Origin of the sequence: Reyranella sp. (assembly GCF_965279465.1) — a bacterium.
Taxonomy (GTDB): domain Bacteria; phylum Pseudomonadota; class Alphaproteobacteria; order Reyranellales; family Reyranellaceae; genus Reyranella.
The window spans coordinates 4,884,261-4,901,025 of the sequence record NZ_OZ257242.1 but is presented as its reverse complement, the minus strand read 5'-3'; the positions used below and the strand labels follow the sequence as shown (position 1 = coordinate 4,901,025).

The following is a 16,765-nucleotide window of genomic DNA, read 5'->3' as shown; positions in this document are numbered from 1 at the left end:
TGAAAATGTCGAGCCATATTCCCCCTCGGTGTCGGCGCATCGTTGCTCTGGACTGTAGCCGACCGTTTTCAATCATATCCGACGCCTGCCGCAAAGCCAGCGCGATTGAACAGATACTGCGGTCAGCGCCGGCTTCGGGCGCAAGACGGAGTCACCGGTCGACGCGTCTCTATTGGGGGCCGATCACGGCTCGGAAGATGCAGTTGTCGACGCCCGGTCCCGACACTGCGGCCTTCGAGGACCATTGCCATAGCGGCGTCCAATAGGCATCGGACAATACCCGCGCCGCCCCGGCATCGTCGACGATGTAGCCGAACTCCTGCAGGTTCACCGGATACATGTTGTCGGAGCCGATGTAGAAGGCCCGCCGGTCGATCATCCAGAGCTTGGCGTGGGTGGCGAACGGGATGCCGCCGGGCCAGCTCGCATCGGGGCCGAAGCGATACGGCGCGAGATGCACATGGTCGCAAAGCATGGTGTTCACCGGGTCGGGCCCACGCCGGACCTCGTAGCGTGACAGCGGATCGCGTGCCTCGAATCGGCGCTGCACCTCCTGGCGTAGGTGGCGCGCCACCGTCATCATCGAGACATCGTTCGAATAGGTGCTTCCGCTCTTTCCCTTGGCGCCGAGGTTGGACAGTACGATGTAGATGTCGCCCCGTCCCTGTCGCAGGAAATCGACCAGCCGGTCGATGGTGCTGTCGGGAAACAGCGTGGCGGCCCGTCCCAGCCCGAAGCCGAGATCCTGCTGGACGATTCGAATTTCGTGCCGGGCTGCGCCCAGCATGAGGTCGCGTGCGAGCTCGGTCTGATTGGCGAAGGCTTTCGTGATGCCGGCACCCATCCGCCCGACGGCGAGGATCGGCAGGCCGCCCTTGCCCGATCCGGCCGGCAGCGCTGCGGGCGCGGGACAGCCGCCGGTCGAGCTTGCGAGCGCGATCGAGGCCTTCCTCTCGAGATTGGCGCAGACATAGTCCCACAGCCGATCGGTAAAGCGCGCCGCGCTCGCCGCCGCCGGACCCCGCACCCGCATCGACAGGTCGCTCACCGGCTCGTCGATCAGGTAGTCCTGCGACCACAGGTTGTGGCCGCCGACCAGCGCGTCGATCCCGTCCACCGTGACGATCTTCGCGTGGTTCCAGGAGTAGCTGTCGCAATCTTCGAACGCCACGCAGGACCGATAGGCCGCGACGGCGACAGTCACCCGGCCCAGGTCGAGCCCGTCGGTCAGCGCCTTGTAGAAGGCCGGGACGTCGACATTGTCAGGTGGATACTGACCGACGATCAGGCGCACGGTCAGCGGCCGGCCGCGTTGCGCAAGCTCGGCGAGCGCATCGCGCAGGGCATCGAGGAAGCGCGTGTCGGGCGCCGGTTGCAGCAAGGCGATATCGACGCGAAGCCGCGCCGACGCGACGAGATCGTGCACCTGCGCCACCAGGGCGTCGGAATGGCCGAGACACACCTTGCGTCCCGACCAGATCGCGGCGCAGGTCCCGCCGCCGCAATCCGCGTCGATCGTGCAAGCCGGGAGCGGCTTGTCGAGGGGATAGAAACGCAGGTCGCCCGACCTGCGGCCCCATTGTTTCGGGCTCTGCACGATCCAGTCCGGCCGCAGCGCGTTGCCGTCGGTCAGGTCGTAGGTGATGCCCGCGAAAGCACCGTCCGGATCGCTCCTGGCCAGCGCATCGCGCAGCTGCTGCAGCAACGGCTCGGCCGAGGCGATGTCCGGCACCTTGATGCCCCGATCGCGGATCACCGTCGGGACAGCCGTTTCGTCCGACAGCGCGCCGGCGTAGGGACCGGCGAGATGGCGCGAAACCGCACTGTTCGGCAGGTTTCCACCGCAGGAGCACAGCGCCAAGAAGAGGATGGTGAGCACAGCCTTGGCGGCATGACCGACGGACATGAGCAGCGATCCTACCCTCGTACGATGAAACGCCACGAGGAACGCGCGTGAGGGCTCCGGGTTTCAACACGATCGAGCGAGGCGTGCGCGGCGCGCCGTATTCCGCAGGATCGACAGGAAGGCTGGCATCAAGATGCAGTAGGGCTGTATGGTTACGCCGATACCCGGAAGGAACAAAATGATGAAACTATCCCGCCGCGCCGCCCTGGCGGCCGTGGCTGTGACTGGCTTGCCGCGAATCGCCGTCGCACAGGCCAAGCAGAAGGTCCGCATCGGCGTGCCGACCAAGACTTATTGGCCGACCATCATCTGCGAAACGGCGCTGCGCCAGAAGCTGTTCGACAAGGAAGGGCTGGACTGCGAGCTGACGATCTATCGTGGCGGCTCCGAGGGCTTCGAGGCGATGGCGGCGGGTGCGGCCGACCTCGTCGTGCACGCGTCGTCGGCCGTCGCCGCCGGCCTCAAGAAGGGCGTGAACGCGCGCGTCGTCGCCAACGGCGCCAACGGCTATTACGGCTGGTACCTCGTGGTGAAGACCGATTCCAAGATCACCAAGGTCGAGGAGCTCGCCGGAAAGAAGGTCGGCATCACCTCGGCCGGCTCGGGCACCGACACGCTGGCGCTGTGGAGCGCGACGGACCGCAAGATCAACTTCACCCGCGTGCCGCTGGGCGGCGGCGGGCTGGTGCCCAACCTGCTGTCGGGCAACATCGATGCGACGGTCCTCTATTCGCCGCTGACCTACAAGGTGATGCAGGCTAAGGAGGCGCGTTCGCTCACCGACTACGGCGCCGAGGTGCCGGCGCATTCGACGGGCGGCTGGATCGCGTCCGACAAGACAATCAAGGACAAGCCCCAGATGGTGCAGAAGGCGCTGAACGCCATCTATGGCGGATTGGCCTTCCTGCGTGACGACAAGAATCGCGACGCGTCCGTGAAGCTGATCGCGGAGATCGACGAGATCCCCGAGCCCATCGCTGCGGCCGAACTCGACGGCAACCTGAAGAAGCTCTCGCCCGACGGCCTGTTCAACAGGGACGGCATGGTGCGGGCGCTCGAGATGGCCAAGCTGATCGGCATGAACGACCTCGCACCCGTCGATCAAATCTACATCGAGACCTTCAAGCCCGTGCCGACCAAGGCGTGATCCCCCTCCAGGCATGACGTCCAAGTGACACAGACACAAATCATCGCGGCGCGGCTGGCACTGCTGGCCGCGATTCTCGCCGCCTGGGCGCTGCTGCCGAAGTACGGCCTCCTCGACGCGCGCCTACTGCCGGCGCTGGGCGACGTGCTCGAGATGCTGGTCAAGCAGCTCGGCCGCAGCCAGGTGCAGGAGGCGATCGGCGTCACGGCGCTGGAGGTGATCGTGGCCTTCGTCATCGCGGTGCCGCTCGGTGCCGCGATCGGTGTGGCCGTGGCCGAACTCGAGTACTTCGGCCAGATCTTCAAGCCGATGCTGTTCTACGTGTTCAGCGTGCCGAAGTCGGTCTTCCTGCCGCTGTTCATCCTGGTCTTCGGGATCGGCTTTTCCCAGAAGGTCGCGTACGCCGCCTTCTCCACCCTCTTCATCGTCATCATGAGCGCAACCGCCGCCGTCGAATCGGTCAAGGCGGACCATGTGCTGGTCGCCCGCTCCTGCGGCGCGACGCGGGCACAGATCCTGTGGCGCATCTACGTGCCCAGCATGATGCCGGTGCTGCTCGAGACCCTGCGCATCTCGATGATCTTCAATTTCACCGGCGTGATGATTGCCGAGATGTATGCCTCGCGCACCGGCATCGGACACCTGATCTCGAACTGGGGGGAGAACTTCCAGATGCCGGAGCTTTTCTCCGGCGTGATCATGATGGCGGTCGTCGCGATCTGCTTCAACGAAGCCGTCCGCCTTCTCGAAGTCCGCGTTTCCCGGTGGCGTACATGACTGCAATCCAGGTCGACCGTCTCAGCCACGTCTATTCGGGTGCCGAGGGCGGCGTGCCGGCGCTCGAGGACATCTCGATGACCGTCGAGGCCGGCAAGTTCACCGTCATCGTCGGCCCATCGGGCTGCGGCAAGACCTCCCTGCTGATGATGCTGGCAGGGCTGCGCCATCAGAGCACCGGCACGATCCTGTGCGACGGCCGGCCGATCACCGACCCCGATCCCTCGCGGGTCGGGGTGGTGTTCCAGGAGGCGAGCCTGTTCCCCTGGCTGAGCGCGCTCGACAATACCGAGTTCCCGCTGGCCCTGCGCGGCGACCCGCGCGCCGAGCGGCGCCGGCGCGCCGAGGAGATGCTGAACCTGGTCGGGCTGAAGGGCTTCGGCGCGCGCTTCCCGCACGAGCTGTCGGGCGGCATGAAGCAGCGCGTCTCGATCGCCCGCGGCCTGGTGCAGGATCCGCCGGTGCTGCTGATGGACGAGCCGTTCGCCGCGCTCGACGAGCAGACCCGCATGACCATGGGCCACGAGTTGCTGCGCATCTGGTCGAGCACACGCAAGACGGTGGTGTTCATCACCCACAGCCTGACCGAGGCGGTGTATCTCGCCGACGAGGTGCTGGTCATGTCAGCGCGTCCCGGACGCATCGTCGACCGCATCGCCATCGACCTGCCGCGACCGCGCACGTACGAGATGATGGCCACCGATACCTTCGGCAAGCTGCGCGAGCGCATCTGGCAGCAGATCCGCAAGCCGGACGGAGCGTTATCATGAAGCGTCCCTCGCCCTCCTCTGTCCGCTGGATGCTGTTCGCCGCCCTGCTCGTGCTGTGGGAAGTGCTGCCGCAGACCGGCATGGTGCCCGAGCTGTTCCTGCCGTCGATGTCGAAGACCCTGACGGTGCTGTGGATCGACCGCGCCGAATACGGGGAGAACCTGCTGGTAACGCTGGCCGAGGTCGGCGTCGCCATGCTGATTGCCTGCGGCGCCGGCATCCTGGTCGGCGCGGTGGTTGGCGGCGTCACGGTGCTGCGCAACCTGATGCTGCCGGTGTTCTCGAGCCTGTATGCCGTGCCGATCGTGATTCTCTATCCGATCTTCACTGCCTGGTTCGGCATCGGATCCGAATCGAAGATCGCCTTCGCCGGCATCTACGGCTTCTTCCCGGTGATGCTCTCGACCGCCGCCGGCATCCGCACCATCGATCCGCAATACCTCCTCGCCGCGCGCAGCATGGGCGCGACCCTGCCGCAGCAGGTCATGCGCGTGATCATCCCGGCCTCGATCCCCACCGTGCTCGCCGGCCTGCGGCTCGGCGGGGCGCTCACCATCATCGGCGTCGTCGTCTCGGAGATGCTGACCGCCTCGGCGGGCATCGGCTACCTGGTCACGCGCTACCGCACCATCCTCGACAGCGCCCATGTCTTCGCGGGCATCCTCATGATCCTGCTGCTGTCGATCCTGTTCGATCTCCTGGCCCGCGCCGTCGAACGGCGCACGCTGGTCTGGCAGACTGCCGGCCGCCGCGCCGCCCCCCGGGCCGCCACCCCTTCAACTGCCATGCCGGCGCCTGCGCCGGTCTGACCGAGGAGCGTACTGATGACCGAGACCCTGTTGCAGACCACCGTCGTCGGGTCCTACCCGCAGCCCGATTGGCTGGTCGACCGAGCACTTCTCATGAAAGGCGTGCCACGCACGCGGCTGCACGAGCTGTGGCGCGTACAGGAGCCTTACCTGCAGCAGGGGCAGGACGACGCCACGCTGCTCGCCATCCGCGACATGGAGCGGGCCGGAATCGACATCATTACCGACGGCGAGATGCGGCGCGAGAGCTACTCGAACCACTTCGCGACCGCGCTCGACGGCGTCGACAACGAGAGCCCGGCCGAGATCGTCAACAACCGCGGCCAGAAGACCGTCGTGCCGCGCGTCGTCGGCAAGATCCGCCGCACCCGCCCGGTCGAGGTGCGCGACATGCAGTTCCTGCGCGCCAACACCGGCAAGGCCGCCAAGATCACCTTGCCCGGTCCCTTCACCATGGGGCAGCAGGTGCATGACGAGTTCTACAAGGATGCCGAGGCGATGTGCATGGACTACGCCGCCGCGGTGAACGAAGAGGCGCACGAGCTGGTCAAGGCCGGCGCCGACGTGATCCAGCTCGACGAGCCGTGGTTGCGCAACAATCCCGACGAGGCCCAGCGTTATGCGGTCAAGGTCATCAATCGGGCGCTGCAGGGCATCCCCGTGCCGACGGTCGTGCATCTCTGCTTCGGCTATGCGGCCGTGGTCACCGGGCTGAAGCCCACCGGCTATTCCTTCCTGCCGCAGCTCTCCGACACCATTGCCCAGCAGATCTCGATCGAATCCGCGCAGCCGAAAATCGATCTCGGCGTGCTGAAGGATCTTGCACCAAAGAAGATAATGCTGGGCGTGATCGACCTCAGCGACCCCGAGGCCGAGACTCCGCAAAAGGTCGCCGAGCGCATCCGCGCCGGTCTGAAGTACCTCTCGCCGGACAAGCTCCTTCCCGCACCCGACTGCGGCATGAAATACCTCCCCCGAGCCACGGCCTTCGGCAAGCTCAAGGCGCTCGCCGACGGCGCCGCCATCGTGCGCGGCGAGCTCGCCTAGGTTCATGCGCTTCGGATTGTTCGGCGGTGCCACGGCACCGCGGCTGCCCGATGTGGCGGCGAGCGCGAAAGGCTTCTTCGATTTCATCGAGACGAACGTCGAAGCCGAGACACTTGGCTACCACTCGACGTTCGTGACAGAGCATCACTTCACGAACTTCGGCCAGCTCTCGGCGCCTCTCACGCTGCTCACCTATCTCGCTGCCCGCACCACGCGCCTGCGCCTCGGCACAGCGATTCTGGTACTGCCCTGGCATAATCCGGTGTTGCTCGCCGAGCAGGTCGCGACCCTCGATCTCCTCTCGCACGGCCGGCTCGATCTGGGCGTCGGCAAGGGCTACCGGCACAACGAGTTCGCGGGGTTTGCCATGCCGCCCGACGAGGCCGAGCCGCGCTTCGAGGAAGTACTCGACGTGCTGATACGCGCGCTTGCGTCGGATGCACCCTTCTCCCACCGTGGCCGCTTCTTCTGCCTCGACGACGTGGTGGTCGAACCGCCGCCGCACCAGCGGCCGCATCCGCCGGTGTGGCTGGCGGCCAGCAGCGACGGCTCGATCGCCGCGTGTGCGCGGCGCGGCTTCAATCTCCTGCTCGACCAGTTTGCGTCTCCTCGGCAGATCGGGGAGCGTATCGCGCTCTACCGGCGCGAGCTCGAGGCGGCCGGGCACGTGTTCGAGCCGATGCGCGTGGCCGTCGCCCGCAACGTCTTCGTCACCCAGGACGCGGGCGAGAAAGAAGAAGCGCTCAAACGGCAGGCCGCGATCAACGGCAAGTTGCTGTCGTTGTCGCGCGGCTCAGAAAGCCGGCCGGGCTCCCATATCCTCGGCTACGCCGACACCGACGCCCAAGCGGTGATCGGCACCGCCGAGGAAGTCATCGACCGGTTCGCCGCCCTCGAGGCAGCAGGTGTCGCCTACGTGCTGCTCTCAGGTCAGGGCTCGCGCGCCAACCTGCGGCGCTTTGCCGACAAGGTCATGCCGAAGTTGGCGACCTAACGAGCGATCGTCGTGCCGGCCCGGTCGGACGTGACCGTGACGGGCACTCCGTTACGAGTGGCTTGCCCGACCCACTTGCCATCGGGGCCAGGACGCAGGTTGCGGATTTCCTTGTAGCCTTGCGACTGCAGGCGGGAGGTCACGCCCGCCGCGCCGGCATTGCTCGCCTGGTTGCGGGTCTGCGCACCCGCCCCCACGGAGGCAAGAACCAGCGTCGATACGAGCAGCCAGCGCCTCATGAGGCGAGCTTGCCCTTCAACACCGTGCCGGCCCTGGCGCCGGTGGCTTCACCGTTCTCGAAGGCGACGGCGCCGTTGACCATGGTGGCCTTGATCCCCTCCGCCTTCTGCACCAAGCGGCGTGCGCCGCCCGGCAGATCCGTCTCGACCGTGGGCAGCAGCGGTCGGATGCGGTCTTCCTCGAACAGCAGGATGTCGGCCTGATAGCCTTCGGCGAGCAGGCCGCGTCCCTTCATCTCCCAGGCCGCAGCGTTGTCGTGCGTCAGCTTCTTGATCGCCTGCTCCAGGGTGAAGGCGCGGCGCTTGCGTACCCAGTAGCTCAGGAAATGCGTCTGCAGCGATGAGCCCATCTCCTGGCAGACATGCGCGCCCGAATCCGAGAAGGTGGCGAGCGTGCGCTGGTGGCGCAGGATTCCGAGAACGTCCTCGGGCGATTCGTTGACCAGCGGCTGCACATAGACCTGGTTGTCGTCGGCTAGCGACAGGTCGATCATCACTTCGACCGGGTGCTGCCCTCGGCTTCGCGCGAGCTGCTCGACCGTCGGATCATCCCAATCGACTCCCTTCATGGCGAACAGGTTGGCGTAGTCCGGCTTGCGCGGATCGGTGGTCGCCGCGCCGCCGCCCTGGAAGGTCTTGTCGCGCGGCTTCATCGCCGCCTCTGCCGCGACCAGAGCGCGACGCACCTCGGGATCGCGCAGGCGTCTCTTCTGCTCGTCCATCGGCAGCGCGCGGATCGGCTGCCAGGCCGGAAGCACGTCGAAGGGCAGGTAGGACTTGAGCGAGAAGATCGCGTTGATCGAGCGCGTCGTGCCCTGGCCGAACATGCGGCCGCCGGCGGCGACCGTGTCGTCGATATACTTCGTCTGGTAATGCCACGGCGTCGGGTCCTCGCCCTGCCGCGTGGCGAGGACGCCGAACATGATCGGCCGCCTGTGCGTCAGCGCCGACTGCCGCAGCTGCTCCAGGAAGGCGCGATGCCTGGCGCCGCTGGCAATGTCGGGACCGACCTGGAAGATGCCGGCATCGAGCTCGGCCATCGCCGCCAGGATGCGGTCGATCTCCTCCCATTCGGCAATGCGGCTCGCGACCGGCGTGTCGTCCGGCGTCACATGGGTCGAGGCGCGCGAGCTCGAGAAGCCGAGCGCACCGGCCTTCAGCGCCTCCTGCACGGCCGACGCCATGCGCGCCATCTCATCTTCGGTCGCTTTCTCCGACAGCGCGCGCCGGCCCATGACGTACATGCGCAGCGTCGAATGGCCGATATACATGCCGTAGTTGATCGCCTTGGGCAGGCGCTCGACGGTCGCGAGATATTCGGGGAAGGTCTCCCAGGTCCAATCGATGCCGGCGGCCATGGCTTCGGTCGAGATGTCCTCGACCGCCGACAGGCAGCGCGCGAACCACTCGCGGTCCTCCGGCTTGCACGGCGCCAGCGCAAAGCCGCAGTTGCTCATTACGACCGACGTGACGCCGTGCCAGCACGAGCAGCTGCCGAGTGGATCCCATGCGACCTGCGCATCCATGTGCGTGTGGCCGTCGATGAAACCCGGCGAGACGACCAGCCCGTCGGCATCGAGCGCGCGCACCGCCGGCGTGGTGATCTTGCCGATTTCGACGATGCGTCCGTCCCTGATGCCGATGTCGCCGCTGAAGCGCGCCTTTCCCGAGCCATCGACGATGCTGCCGCCGCGAATGACCGTGTCCAATGCCATGGCATCCTCCCGTTAGAGGCTTGAGACCTTGAAGCAACTCGATGGACCAGCCGACACCGGCGGTTCGCCGCTATCGACCACGGTGAAGCTCTTCTCCGCAAGCGTGCGGCCGCCCTGCCGGACCGCGAGGATCCACGTCCCGGGCACGAACTCCCAAGCTTGGTCGAAGCTGTAGCCTGTGTAAGACACGGCGCCGATCGACAACGTCGTGCCGCGCTCATGCTCCGTCAATGGCCCGACCTTGGGGTTCGGTTGAACCGCCGCCGGGAAGCGGACAGCCAGGGTCAGTTGGACCGTATCGCCGGGCACCGGCCCGACGACGCGATAGCGGAAACCGAAATGGAGTCTCTCATTCATCGGCACGGTGGTGGTCGTCGCGATGTGGCAAAGGTTCTCGATCACGTTCGAGATGATGCCATTCGAATCGCGCAACTGGCCGGTGACGTCCGCCGTGTACAGCCCGTACTCGATGATCTCGACGCCACTCACCTCGCCGGCGGTTGCGGGCGCGCCAAGGCCGAGCACGGCTGTCAGGGCGAGCGCGGCGGCGCGCATCGGCTCAGATCCGGTCTTTTTGCTCGACCATCTTCCAGTAGGTGTCCTTCGCGCAGATCTTGCCGCCGCGGAAGGTGTAGATGTCGCAGCCCTGATAGTTCAGGTCCTCGCCGTCGGCGCCCTTGCCCTTCACTGTCCATACTGAAATCGCGCGATTGCCCGCGTAGATGTACTCCTTGTGATCCCAGCGCATGTCGGGGATCACCTTGAAGCGCGCCGCCAGCGTCTGGCGGATCGCCTCCTTTCCTGCCAGCGTGCGCCCGACCGGCTCGGGTCCGCGCGCCAGCCAGAAGGTCGCGTCGTCGGTGAAGAACGACACGATGCGGTCGACATCGCGGCTGTTGAAGGCCGCGGAGATCGCCTTCATGAGCTCGGGTGTCGCAATGTCGCTGGGACTGGTCGAAGCGTCCGGCATGGCCTGTTCCTCCTCTGGCTTTTGCGGACGATTGCAGGCTTGACGGAAGCCGGCAACGGAAAAGCCCACCCTGGCAGGGACGGTGCGGGCTCTCCGAGAGACGACTGTTTCGGGGCTTACTGCTCGGCCACCCGCCCCGCGCGATCGACGGTCACCTCGACCGTCTTGCTGTCGCGCTTGGCGGTCCCGCGCCATAGCCCATCGGCACCCTTCGCGAGGCCGTGCACGTCCTGGTAGCCGTCCATCTCGATCCGCTTCTGTGCCGTGGCAGCCGCCCCGGAAGTGTCGGCGCCACCACCGACGGACCCGCTTCCGCCGTTCATTTTGTTCATCCGAGTATCGGCCTTCGCGTTGTCAGGAACTGGACTCTGTGTGGTCTGAGCGCTCGTGGGCCCGGCGGCGGCAACGAAGGCCAAGACCAGCAATGTGCGTTTCATGGGGTGCCTTCATGCGTGATTGGGGTTCCAATCAAAACGCGCGTCGCGGAACAGACGTTCCGTTTGCCGATTCTTGCTTTGCCCGCATTTCGCCATAGGCGTAGCGTGGCGCCATAAGACAGGGGAAACGCACGTGGCGTACGACTACATCATCGTAGGCGGTGGCTCGGCCGGATCGGTCATGGCCAACCGGCTCTCGGCAAAGAGTGCCAACAAAGTGCTTGTCTGCGAAGCCGGCCAGGACACGCCACCCGGCGCGGAGCCGCCGGAGATCCGCGATTCCTATTCGGGAACCGCCTATTTCGACCCGCGCTTCCACTGGACCGAGCTCAAGGTCCATACCCAGGTCGTCAGCCACAACAATCCGCACGAGAATCGCCCGCCGCTGCGCAAGTACGAGCAGGCCCGCGTGCTGGGCGGCGGGTCGTCTATCAACGGCCAAATGGCGAACCGCGGGGCGCCGACCGATTACGCCGAATGGGCGAACCGCGGCGCCGAGGGCTGGGAATGGGACAAGGTCCTGCCCTATTTCAAGAAGGTCGAGCGCGACCTCGACTTCAGCAACGAATGGCACGGCAAGGACGGCCGCATCCCCGTGCGGCGCATCCCGGTCGAGCACTGGACGAAACACGCCACCGCCGTCGGGGAGGCCTGCAAGCTCGCCGGCATGAAGTTCCTGCCCGACCAGAACGGCGAGTTCGTCGACGGCTACTTTCCGGTTACGCACTCCAACGCTTCCGAGCAGCGCGTTTCCGCCGCTATGGGCTATCTCGACACCGAGACGCGCAAGCGGCCGAACCTCACCATCTCGACCAACACGCAGGTGAAGTCGCTGCTGTTCGAGGGCACGCAGTGCGTGGGCGTCAAGGCGATGATCGACGGCAAGGAAGTCGAGTTCCGCGGCCGCGAGGTGATCCTGTCATCGGGCGCGATCCATTCTCCGGCGCACCTGCTGCGCGCCGGTATCGGACCCGTCGGCCATCTCAGGGACATGGGCATTCCTGTGGTGTCGGCGCTCGAGGGCGTCGGGCAGCGGCTGATGGATCATCCGTCTATCTCACTGTCCTCGTTCGTTCGCCGCGGCGCGCGCATGAACGAGCACACGCGACGGCACATCCAGATCGGCATCCGCTATTCGTCGAACCTGCCGGGCATTCCCAAGGGAGACATGTTCGTTGCGGTAGCCACCAAATCCGCCTGGCACGCCGTGGGCGAGCAGATCGCCTCGCTGCTGACCTTCATCAATCGCACCTACTCGGAGACCGGACAGGTCAAGCTCGCCACGACCGATTGGCGCAACGAGCCGATCGTCGAGTTCAACCTCCTCTCCGACAAGCGCGACCTCGACCGGCTGATGACCGGCTTCCGCAAGATGGCTGCGCTGCAGATGAGCCCGCCCCTCAAGGCGGTAACGGACAACCCCTTTCCCGCCTCCTATTCCGACCGGGTGCGCGAGATCGGCGTGGTCAACGCCAAGAACAAGTTCCTGACCGCAGTCGTCGCCAAGTTGCTCGACGGGCCGGCGGCGCTGCGCCGCTACATGATCGAGAACTTCGTGATCGAGGGCTTCACCTTCGACCAGGTAATGACCGACGACGAGGCACTCGAGGCTTTCGTCAAGAAAGCGGCGATCGGTGTGTGGCATGCCTCCTGTACCTGCCGCATGGGCCGCGCCGACGATCCGATGTCGGTCGTCGACACCCAGGGCCGGGTCAAGGGCGTGCAGGGCCTGCGCGTCGTCGACGCCTCGATCTTCCCGATCGTGCCTTGCGCCAACACCAACTTCCCGACCCTGATGACGGCGGAGAAGATTTCCGATGCGATCGTGTCAGCCTGAGCTATCTCGTCGTCCTGAGCGCAGCGAAGGACCTGGCAGAACGACCACCGAGTCTCGTGCCGGCGTGAGGTCCTTCGCTGCGCTCAGGACGACAGAGGGGAGAATCATTTCATGTCGGTGATCCTGGGAAGCGGCGAGCATCGCTATCGCGTGGTCGAGAACTGGGCCAAGCTGCCCGACGGCTGGGAGTTCCGCGACGTCGCGGCCGTGGCCGTCGACAGCAAGGATCGCGTCTATGTCTTCAATCGCGGCCAGCATCCGATGATGGTGTTCGACCGCGACGGCACCTTCCTGCGCTCGTGGGGCGAAGGCCTGTTCAGCCGCGCGCATGGCATTCACATCGACAGCGACGACACGCTCTACTGCACCGACGACGGCGACCATACGGTCCGCAAGATCTCCACGGAAGGCAAGGTGCTGCTGACAATCGGCGTGCCCAACCAGCCCGCCCCGTTCCTGAGCGGCAAGCCGTTCAATCGCTGCACCCACACCGCCCTCTCGCCGAAGGGCGAGATCTACGTGTCGGACGGCTACGGCAATTCCTGTGTCCATAAGTACTCGCCCGACGGTAAGCACCTGATGTGCTGGGGTACGACCGGCACCGATCCCGGCGAGTTCAACATCGTGCACAACATCGTCTCGGACGCCGACGGCTGGGTCTATGTCGCCGACCGCGAGAACCATCGCGTGCAGGTGTTCGACGGCAACGGCAAGTACGAGGCGCAGTGGAACAACATGCACCGGCCTTGCGCGCTCTATTGCTGCGGTGGCGCCAATCCGCAGTTCATCATCGGCGAGCTGGGACCGGGCATGCCGGTGAACACCAAGCACACCAACATCGGTCCGCGCCTCTCCATCGTCGACAAGACCGGCAAGACCATCGCGCGGCTGGGCGGGCAGGACGGACCAGGCGAGGAGCCGGGCAAGTTCCTCTCGCCGCACGGCCTCGCCGTCGATTCCAGGGGCAGCATCTATGTCGGCGAGGTGAGCTACACGAATTGGCCGAGCACGCATCCCGGCGTGCCGGTGCCGAAATATCTCCGCTCCCTGCAGAAGCTGGAGAAGGTCGCCTGATGCAGCCTGGCGAGCGCCTTCACCTGATCGGCAGCATCCCGCTCACCACCAGCGAGGAGGTTTTCCGGACGCTCGCGCGGGAACTGGGCCCGCATCTCAGCCGCATGCCGGACGGCGAGACCGGCGAGCGGTCGCGCTGGGTTTACTTCCAGGGAGTGATGCTGCGCGCCCATCCCGACATGGAGATCGATCCGACCGTGCCGCCCTACTCGTTCGTACAATGGGACGGCAAGGTGGTGCGCGAGATCCAGCAGGTCCGCTTCAAGCCCGGCGTCGATCCTGGCACGGTGTTGTTCGAGACGGGCTATGATAGGGCGGCGGCTGCCTCCTACGAAGTCTTCAAGCGCCTGCGCGACTCCGGCACGATCACCCGCGGCACGCGCTTCCAGGTTTCGCTGCCGACTCCGCACTCGAGCGGCTATCTTTATGTCAGCGGACCGGCGCGACAGACCTATTTCGACGTCTACGAGCGGTCATTGACGGCGGCGCTCGCCAACATCGTGACGTCGATCCCGGCGCAGGACCTCGCGATCCAGTGGGACGTCTGCCAGGAAGTGCTGGCCTTTGAGGGTTACTTCAAGGACCGGCCGGCCGACTACAAGAAGCAGACCTTCGAGATGCTGGGCCGGCTCGGCGATTCGGTGCCGGCCGGCGTCGAGCTCGGCTATCACCTCTGCTACGGCTCGCCGGCCGACGAGCATCTGGTGCAGCCGAAGGACGCCGCCATCCTGGTCGAGATGCTGGACGGGATCGCGAGCGCCACGAAGCGGCGCATCGACTTCTTCCATATCCCGGTGCCCCGGGAGCGCACTGACGAGGCCTTCTACGCGCCACTGAAAGGCTGGAAACGGCCAGCGAGCACCAAACTCTATCTCGGCCTGCTCCATCACGCCGACGAGACGGGCGACAAGGCGAGGATCGCCGTCGCGAAGAAGTTCATTGACGATTTCGGGCTATCGGCCGAATGCGGCTGGGGCCGAACCGAGCCGGGACGGTTGCCCGGTCTGCTGACAGGTCATCGTGTTGCTGCGGAGGCATTCTAATGGTTGAGCGCGTACTCGTGGTCGGACCCAAGGACACCATTTCCATGGTCGACGACCTCGCACCGAAGGGTTTCGAGATCGTGAAGGCCCTGCACAACTCGCCTGAGCAGAAGGCCGCCCTGCCCGGCGCCGACTACTTCGTGGGCTTCGTGCAGCAATATGTGAACCCGCAACTCTTCAAGGACGCGCCCAAGCTGAAGCTGATCCAGCTGCTCAGCGCCGGCTACGACCGCGCCGACATCCCCGCCGCGATCAAGGCCAAGGTGCCGATGTGCAACAACGGCGGCGCCAACTCGGTCGCCGTCTCCGAGCACGCCCTGCTTCTGATGCTGTCGGTGTCGCGCCGGCTGATCACACAGCACACCAACGTGGTTGCCGGCCGCTGGCACGGCAATTCGCCGCCGACCGTCCACGAGGTGCGCAACAAGGTGCTGGGCATCATCGGGCTTGGCACGATCGGCAAGAAGGTCGCCCGCCTCGCGCAGGCCTTCGGCATGATCGTGCACTACTACGACATCGCGCGGCTGAAGGAGGAGCAGGAGGATGCGCTCGGCGTGCGATTCCGGCTGCTGCCCGAGATCATCAAGCACGCCGACATCATCTCGCTGCACGTGCCGCTGAACGACTCGACCCGCAACATGCTCGATGCGCCGGAGCTCGCGGCGATGAAGCCGTCGGCGATCATCGTGAACACCTCGCGCGGCCCGGTGATCAACGAAAAGGCGCTGACCGCGGCGCTGTCGGCCAACAAGCTGTTCGGTGCGGGCCTCGACGTGTTCGACGAGGAGCCGACGCCGCCGGACAATCCCCTGCTCAAGCTCGACAACGTGATCCTGACCGCCCATCTCGCCGGGCCGACCTGGGAGAGCAACATCACGCGCCTGCGCAATGGCTTCGACAACGTGCAGCGCGTCGCACGCGGCGAAGCCCCGCTGTGGGTCGTCGAAGAGATGGCAGGCAAGTACTGATGCCCGTCCGTCGCCGGAGCGTGATCGGGGCGACGCTCGCCGCCCCGATGCTGGCCCGCCATGGCTGGGCGCAATCGAACGACTGGCCGAAGGGCCCGGTACGCTGGGTAGTGGCGTTCGCCGCCGGCGGCGCGGCCGATACCGTTGCCCGCAACATCGGCGTGCGCGTCGCCGAGATCATCGGTCAGCAGGTCACGATCGACAACCGCACTGGCGGCAACGCGGTGGTGGCGCAGACCGCGGTGCTGCAGGCGCCGAAGGACGGCCAGACCTTCCTGGTCGACGCGGCCAACCAGCTGACCAACGAGTTCCTGATCAAGGATATCCCGTTCAGCTACGAGAAGACATGGCTGCCAGTCAGCCAGCTGTCGATCTTCCCGCAGGTCGTTGCCGTGAAGGAGGAGTTTCCGGCCAAAACCATCCAGGAGTACATCGCCGCGGCCAAGGCGAGGCCCGACACGATCAGCTACGGCACACCGCCGGCGGCCGGGATGGGCCATATGGCGGGCGAGGAGCTGCAGAAGCGCGCCGGCATCAAGCTGATCCACACACCCTATCGCGGCGGCGCAGATGCCGCGCGCGACATCGGCGCCGGCGCGATCGATTCGGTGATCATCACCACCTCCTCGATCCGCCCCCCGCTCGCCAACAAGAAGGCGCGCGTGCTGGCCGTCACCAGCGCCCGGCGTGCCGTCATCTTCCCCGACGTCCCAACCCTGGCTGAAAGCGGCTTTCCGGGCTTCGACCTCAGCGACTGGAACGGCCTGTTCGCCGCCGAGGGCACACCGCCGGCGATCATCCAGCGCATGCAGCAGGCCGTCGCCGAGGCCTGCAAGGACGCCAAGGTGCAGGAGCGGCTCGCCCCGTCGGGCGCCGAGCTGGTCGCCAGCTCACCGGCCGAGTTCGGCGCCTGGCTGAAGACCCAGCGCACTCTGCTCGGGCAGCTGATCAAGGATGCCAACATCAAGCTGGGATAGCCGCCAAATTCGTCATCACGAGCGGAGCGAAGCGTAGTCGAGGGACCTCTTCATG

The 16,765-nt window shown here is 65.9% G+C and carries 17 protein-coding genes; 11 read left to right on the top strand and 6 right to left on the bottom strand.

The features are described 5' to 3' along the window. Positions 1-169: 169 nt before the first annotated feature. Positions 170-1,906, bottom strand: coding sequence for a hypothetical protein (locus tag ACQY8M_RS23815; RefSeq protein ID WP_428660597.1), 1,737 nt, complete (start codon positions 1,904-1,906; stop codon positions 170-172). A gap of 178 nt (positions 1,907-2,084) precedes the next feature. Between ACQY8M_RS23815 and ACQY8M_RS23810 the strand changes: the two genes are divergently transcribed. Genes ACQY8M_RS23810 through ACQY8M_RS23785 form a run of 6 tightly spaced genes read left to right on the top strand, consistent with a single transcriptional unit; the run spans position 2,085 to position 7,450 of the window. Then, on the top strand, positions 2,085-3,053 hold the full coding sequence (locus tag ACQY8M_RS23810) for an ABC transporter substrate-binding protein (protein WP_428660594.1): 969 nt from the start codon (positions 2,085-2,087) through the stop codon (positions 3,051-3,053). 24 nt (positions 3,054-3,077) lie between these two features. Then, a complete protein-coding gene (locus tag ACQY8M_RS23805) occupies positions 3,078-3,830 on the top strand; it encodes an ABC transporter permease (RefSeq protein ID WP_428660591.1) in 753 nt (250 codons plus the stop codon). Then, positions 3,827-4,600: an ABC transporter ATP-binding protein gene (locus ACQY8M_RS23800; RefSeq protein WP_428660588.1), complete on the top strand. Its 774-nt coding sequence runs from the start codon at positions 3,827-3,829 to the stop codon at positions 4,598-4,600. Before ACQY8M_RS23805 ends, ACQY8M_RS23800 begins: the two co-directional genes overlap by 4 nt. Then, positions 4,597-5,409 carry an ABC transporter permease gene (locus ACQY8M_RS23795; RefSeq protein WP_428660585.1) on the top strand — a complete coding sequence of 271 codons (813 nt, stop codon included), beginning with the start codon at positions 4,597-4,599 and terminating at the stop codon, positions 5,407-5,409. The genes ACQY8M_RS23800 and ACQY8M_RS23795 overlap by 4 nt, the downstream gene beginning before the upstream one ends. A 15-nt stretch (positions 5,410-5,424) precedes the next feature. Continuing rightward, positions 5,425-6,456 carry a 5-methyltetrahydropteroyltriglutamate--homocysteine methyltransferase gene (locus ACQY8M_RS23790; protein WP_428660583.1) on the top strand — a complete coding sequence of 344 codons (1,032 nt, stop codon included), beginning with the start codon at positions 5,425-5,427 and terminating at the stop codon, positions 6,454-6,456. 4 nt (positions 6,457-6,460) lie between these two features. Continuing rightward, positions 6,461-7,450, top strand: a complete 990-nt coding sequence (locus tag ACQY8M_RS23785) for an LLM class flavin-dependent oxidoreductase (RefSeq protein ID WP_428660581.1) — start codon at positions 6,461-6,463, stop codon at positions 7,448-7,450. Here the strand turns inward: ACQY8M_RS23785 and ACQY8M_RS23780 are convergent. From ACQY8M_RS23780 to ACQY8M_RS23760, 5 genes are all read right to left on the bottom strand, one after another. After that, on the bottom strand, positions 7,447-7,689 hold the full coding sequence (locus ACQY8M_RS23780; protein ID WP_428660579.1) for a hypothetical protein: 243 nt from the start codon (positions 7,687-7,689) through the stop codon (positions 7,447-7,449). The two genes, ACQY8M_RS23785 and ACQY8M_RS23780, sit on opposite strands and share 4 nt — an antisense overlap. Beyond that, the gene (locus ACQY8M_RS23775; RefSeq protein ID WP_428660577.1) at positions 7,686-9,404 is read right to left on the bottom strand and encodes an N-acyl-D-amino-acid deacylase family protein; all 1,719 of its coding nucleotides are present in this window, start codon (positions 9,402-9,404) and stop codon (positions 7,686-7,688) included. The genes ACQY8M_RS23780 and ACQY8M_RS23775 overlap by 4 nt, the downstream gene beginning before the upstream one ends. Positions 9,405-9,416: 12 nt before the next feature. Next, positions 9,417-9,959, bottom strand: a complete 543-nt coding sequence (locus tag ACQY8M_RS23770; protein WP_428660574.1) for a DUF3859 domain-containing protein — start codon at positions 9,957-9,959, stop codon at positions 9,417-9,419. 4 nt (positions 9,960-9,963) lie between these two features. Beyond that, entirely contained in the window at positions 9,964-10,374 is a 411-nt protein-coding gene (locus tag ACQY8M_RS23765; protein ID WP_428660572.1) for a nuclear transport factor 2 family protein, read from the bottom strand. A gap of 116 nt (positions 10,375-10,490) precedes the next feature. Then, positions 10,491-10,697: a hypothetical protein gene (locus ACQY8M_RS23760; protein WP_428660569.1), complete on the bottom strand. Its 207-nt coding sequence runs from the start codon at positions 10,695-10,697 to the stop codon at positions 10,491-10,493. Positions 10,698-10,992: 295 nt separating this feature from the next. On the opposite strand from ACQY8M_RS23760, the gene ACQY8M_RS23755 reads away from it, so the two are divergent. The 5 genes from ACQY8M_RS23755 to ACQY8M_RS23735 all read left to right on the top strand — a co-directional run bounded on the left by ACQY8M_RS23755 (position 10,993) and on the right by ACQY8M_RS23735 (position 16,710). After that, on the top strand, positions 10,993-12,648 hold the full coding sequence (locus ACQY8M_RS23755) for a GMC family oxidoreductase (protein ID WP_428675472.1): 1,656 nt from the start codon (positions 10,993-10,995) through the stop codon (positions 12,646-12,648). 111 nt (positions 12,649-12,759) lie between these two features. Beyond that, on the top strand, positions 12,760-13,722 hold the full coding sequence (locus ACQY8M_RS23750; protein WP_428660567.1) for a peptidyl-alpha-hydroxyglycine alpha-amidating lyase family protein: 963 nt from the start codon (positions 12,760-12,762) through the stop codon (positions 13,720-13,722). Further along, positions 13,722-14,765 (top strand): hypothetical protein, encoded by a 1,044-nt coding sequence (locus tag ACQY8M_RS23745; RefSeq protein WP_428660564.1) that lies wholly within the window; start codon positions 13,722-13,724, stop codon positions 14,763-14,765. The genes ACQY8M_RS23750 and ACQY8M_RS23745 overlap by 1 nt, the downstream gene beginning before the upstream one ends. Then, entirely contained in the window at positions 14,765-15,733 is a 969-nt protein-coding gene (locus tag ACQY8M_RS23740) for an NAD(P)-dependent oxidoreductase (RefSeq protein ID WP_428660561.1), read from the top strand. The genes ACQY8M_RS23745 and ACQY8M_RS23740 overlap by 1 nt, the downstream gene beginning before the upstream one ends. After that, positions 15,733-16,710, top strand: a complete 978-nt coding sequence (locus ACQY8M_RS23735; protein ID WP_428660559.1) for a Bug family tripartite tricarboxylate transporter substrate binding protein — start codon at positions 15,733-15,735, stop codon at positions 16,708-16,710. Before ACQY8M_RS23740 ends, ACQY8M_RS23735 begins: the two co-directional genes overlap by 1 nt. Positions 16,711-16,765 lie beyond the last annotated feature (55 nt).

Bases quoted from the DNA above. Each gene is read 5' to 3' on its own strand.
- ACQY8M_RS23750 (WP_428660567.1), top strand. From the start codon at position 12,760: ATGTCGGTGATCCTGGGAAGCGGCGAGCATCGCTATCGCGTGGTCGAG.
- ACQY8M_RS23795 (WP_428660585.1), top strand. From the start codon at position 4,597: ATGAAGCGTCCCTCGCCCTCCTCTGTCCGCTGGATGCTGTTCGCCGCC.
- ACQY8M_RS23745 (WP_428660564.1), top strand. From the start codon at position 13,722: ATGCAGCCTGGCGAGCGCCTTCACCTGATCGGCAGCATCCCGCTCACC.
- ACQY8M_RS23815 (WP_428660597.1), bottom strand. From the start codon at position 1,906: ATGTCCGTCGGTCATGCCGCCAAGGCTGTGCTCACCATCCTCTTCTTG.
- ACQY8M_RS23735 (WP_428660559.1), top strand. From the start codon at position 15,733: ATGCCCGTCCGTCGCCGGAGCGTGATCGGGGCGACGCTCGCCGCCCCG.
- ACQY8M_RS23790 (WP_428660583.1), top strand. From the start codon at position 5,425: ATGACCGAGACCCTGTTGCAGACCACCGTCGTCGGGTCCTACCCGCAG.
- ACQY8M_RS23740 (WP_428660561.1), top strand. From the start codon at position 14,765: ATGGTTGAGCGCGTACTCGTGGTCGGACCCAAGGACACCATTTCCATG.
- ACQY8M_RS23775 (WP_428660577.1), bottom strand. From the start codon at position 9,404: ATGGCATTGGACACGGTCATTCGCGGCGGCAGCATCGTCGATGGCTCG.
- ACQY8M_RS23785 (WP_428660581.1), top strand. From the start codon at position 6,461: ATGCGCTTCGGATTGTTCGGCGGTGCCACGGCACCGCGGCTGCCCGAT.
- ACQY8M_RS23780 (WP_428660579.1), bottom strand. From the start codon at position 7,689: ATGAGGCGCTGGCTGCTCGTATCGACGCTGGTTCTTGCCTCCGTGGGG.
- ACQY8M_RS23765 (WP_428660572.1), bottom strand. From the start codon at position 10,374: ATGCCGGACGCTTCGACCAGTCCCAGCGACATTGCGACACCCGAGCTC.
- ACQY8M_RS23800 (WP_428660588.1), top strand. From the start codon at position 3,827: ATGACTGCAATCCAGGTCGACCGTCTCAGCCACGTCTATTCGGGTGCC.
- ACQY8M_RS23755 (WP_428675472.1), top strand. From the start codon at position 10,993: ATGGCCAACCGGCTCTCGGCAAAGAGTGCCAACAAAGTGCTTGTCTGC.
- ACQY8M_RS23770 (WP_428660574.1), bottom strand. From the start codon at position 9,959: ATGCGCGCCGCCGCGCTCGCCCTGACAGCCGTGCTCGGCCTTGGCGCG.
- ACQY8M_RS23810 (WP_428660594.1), top strand. From the start codon at position 2,085: ATGATGAAACTATCCCGCCGCGCCGCCCTGGCGGCCGTGGCTGTGACT.
- ACQY8M_RS23760 (WP_428660569.1), bottom strand. From the start codon at position 10,697: ATGAACGGCGGAAGCGGGTCCGTCGGTGGTGGCGCCGACACTTCCGGG.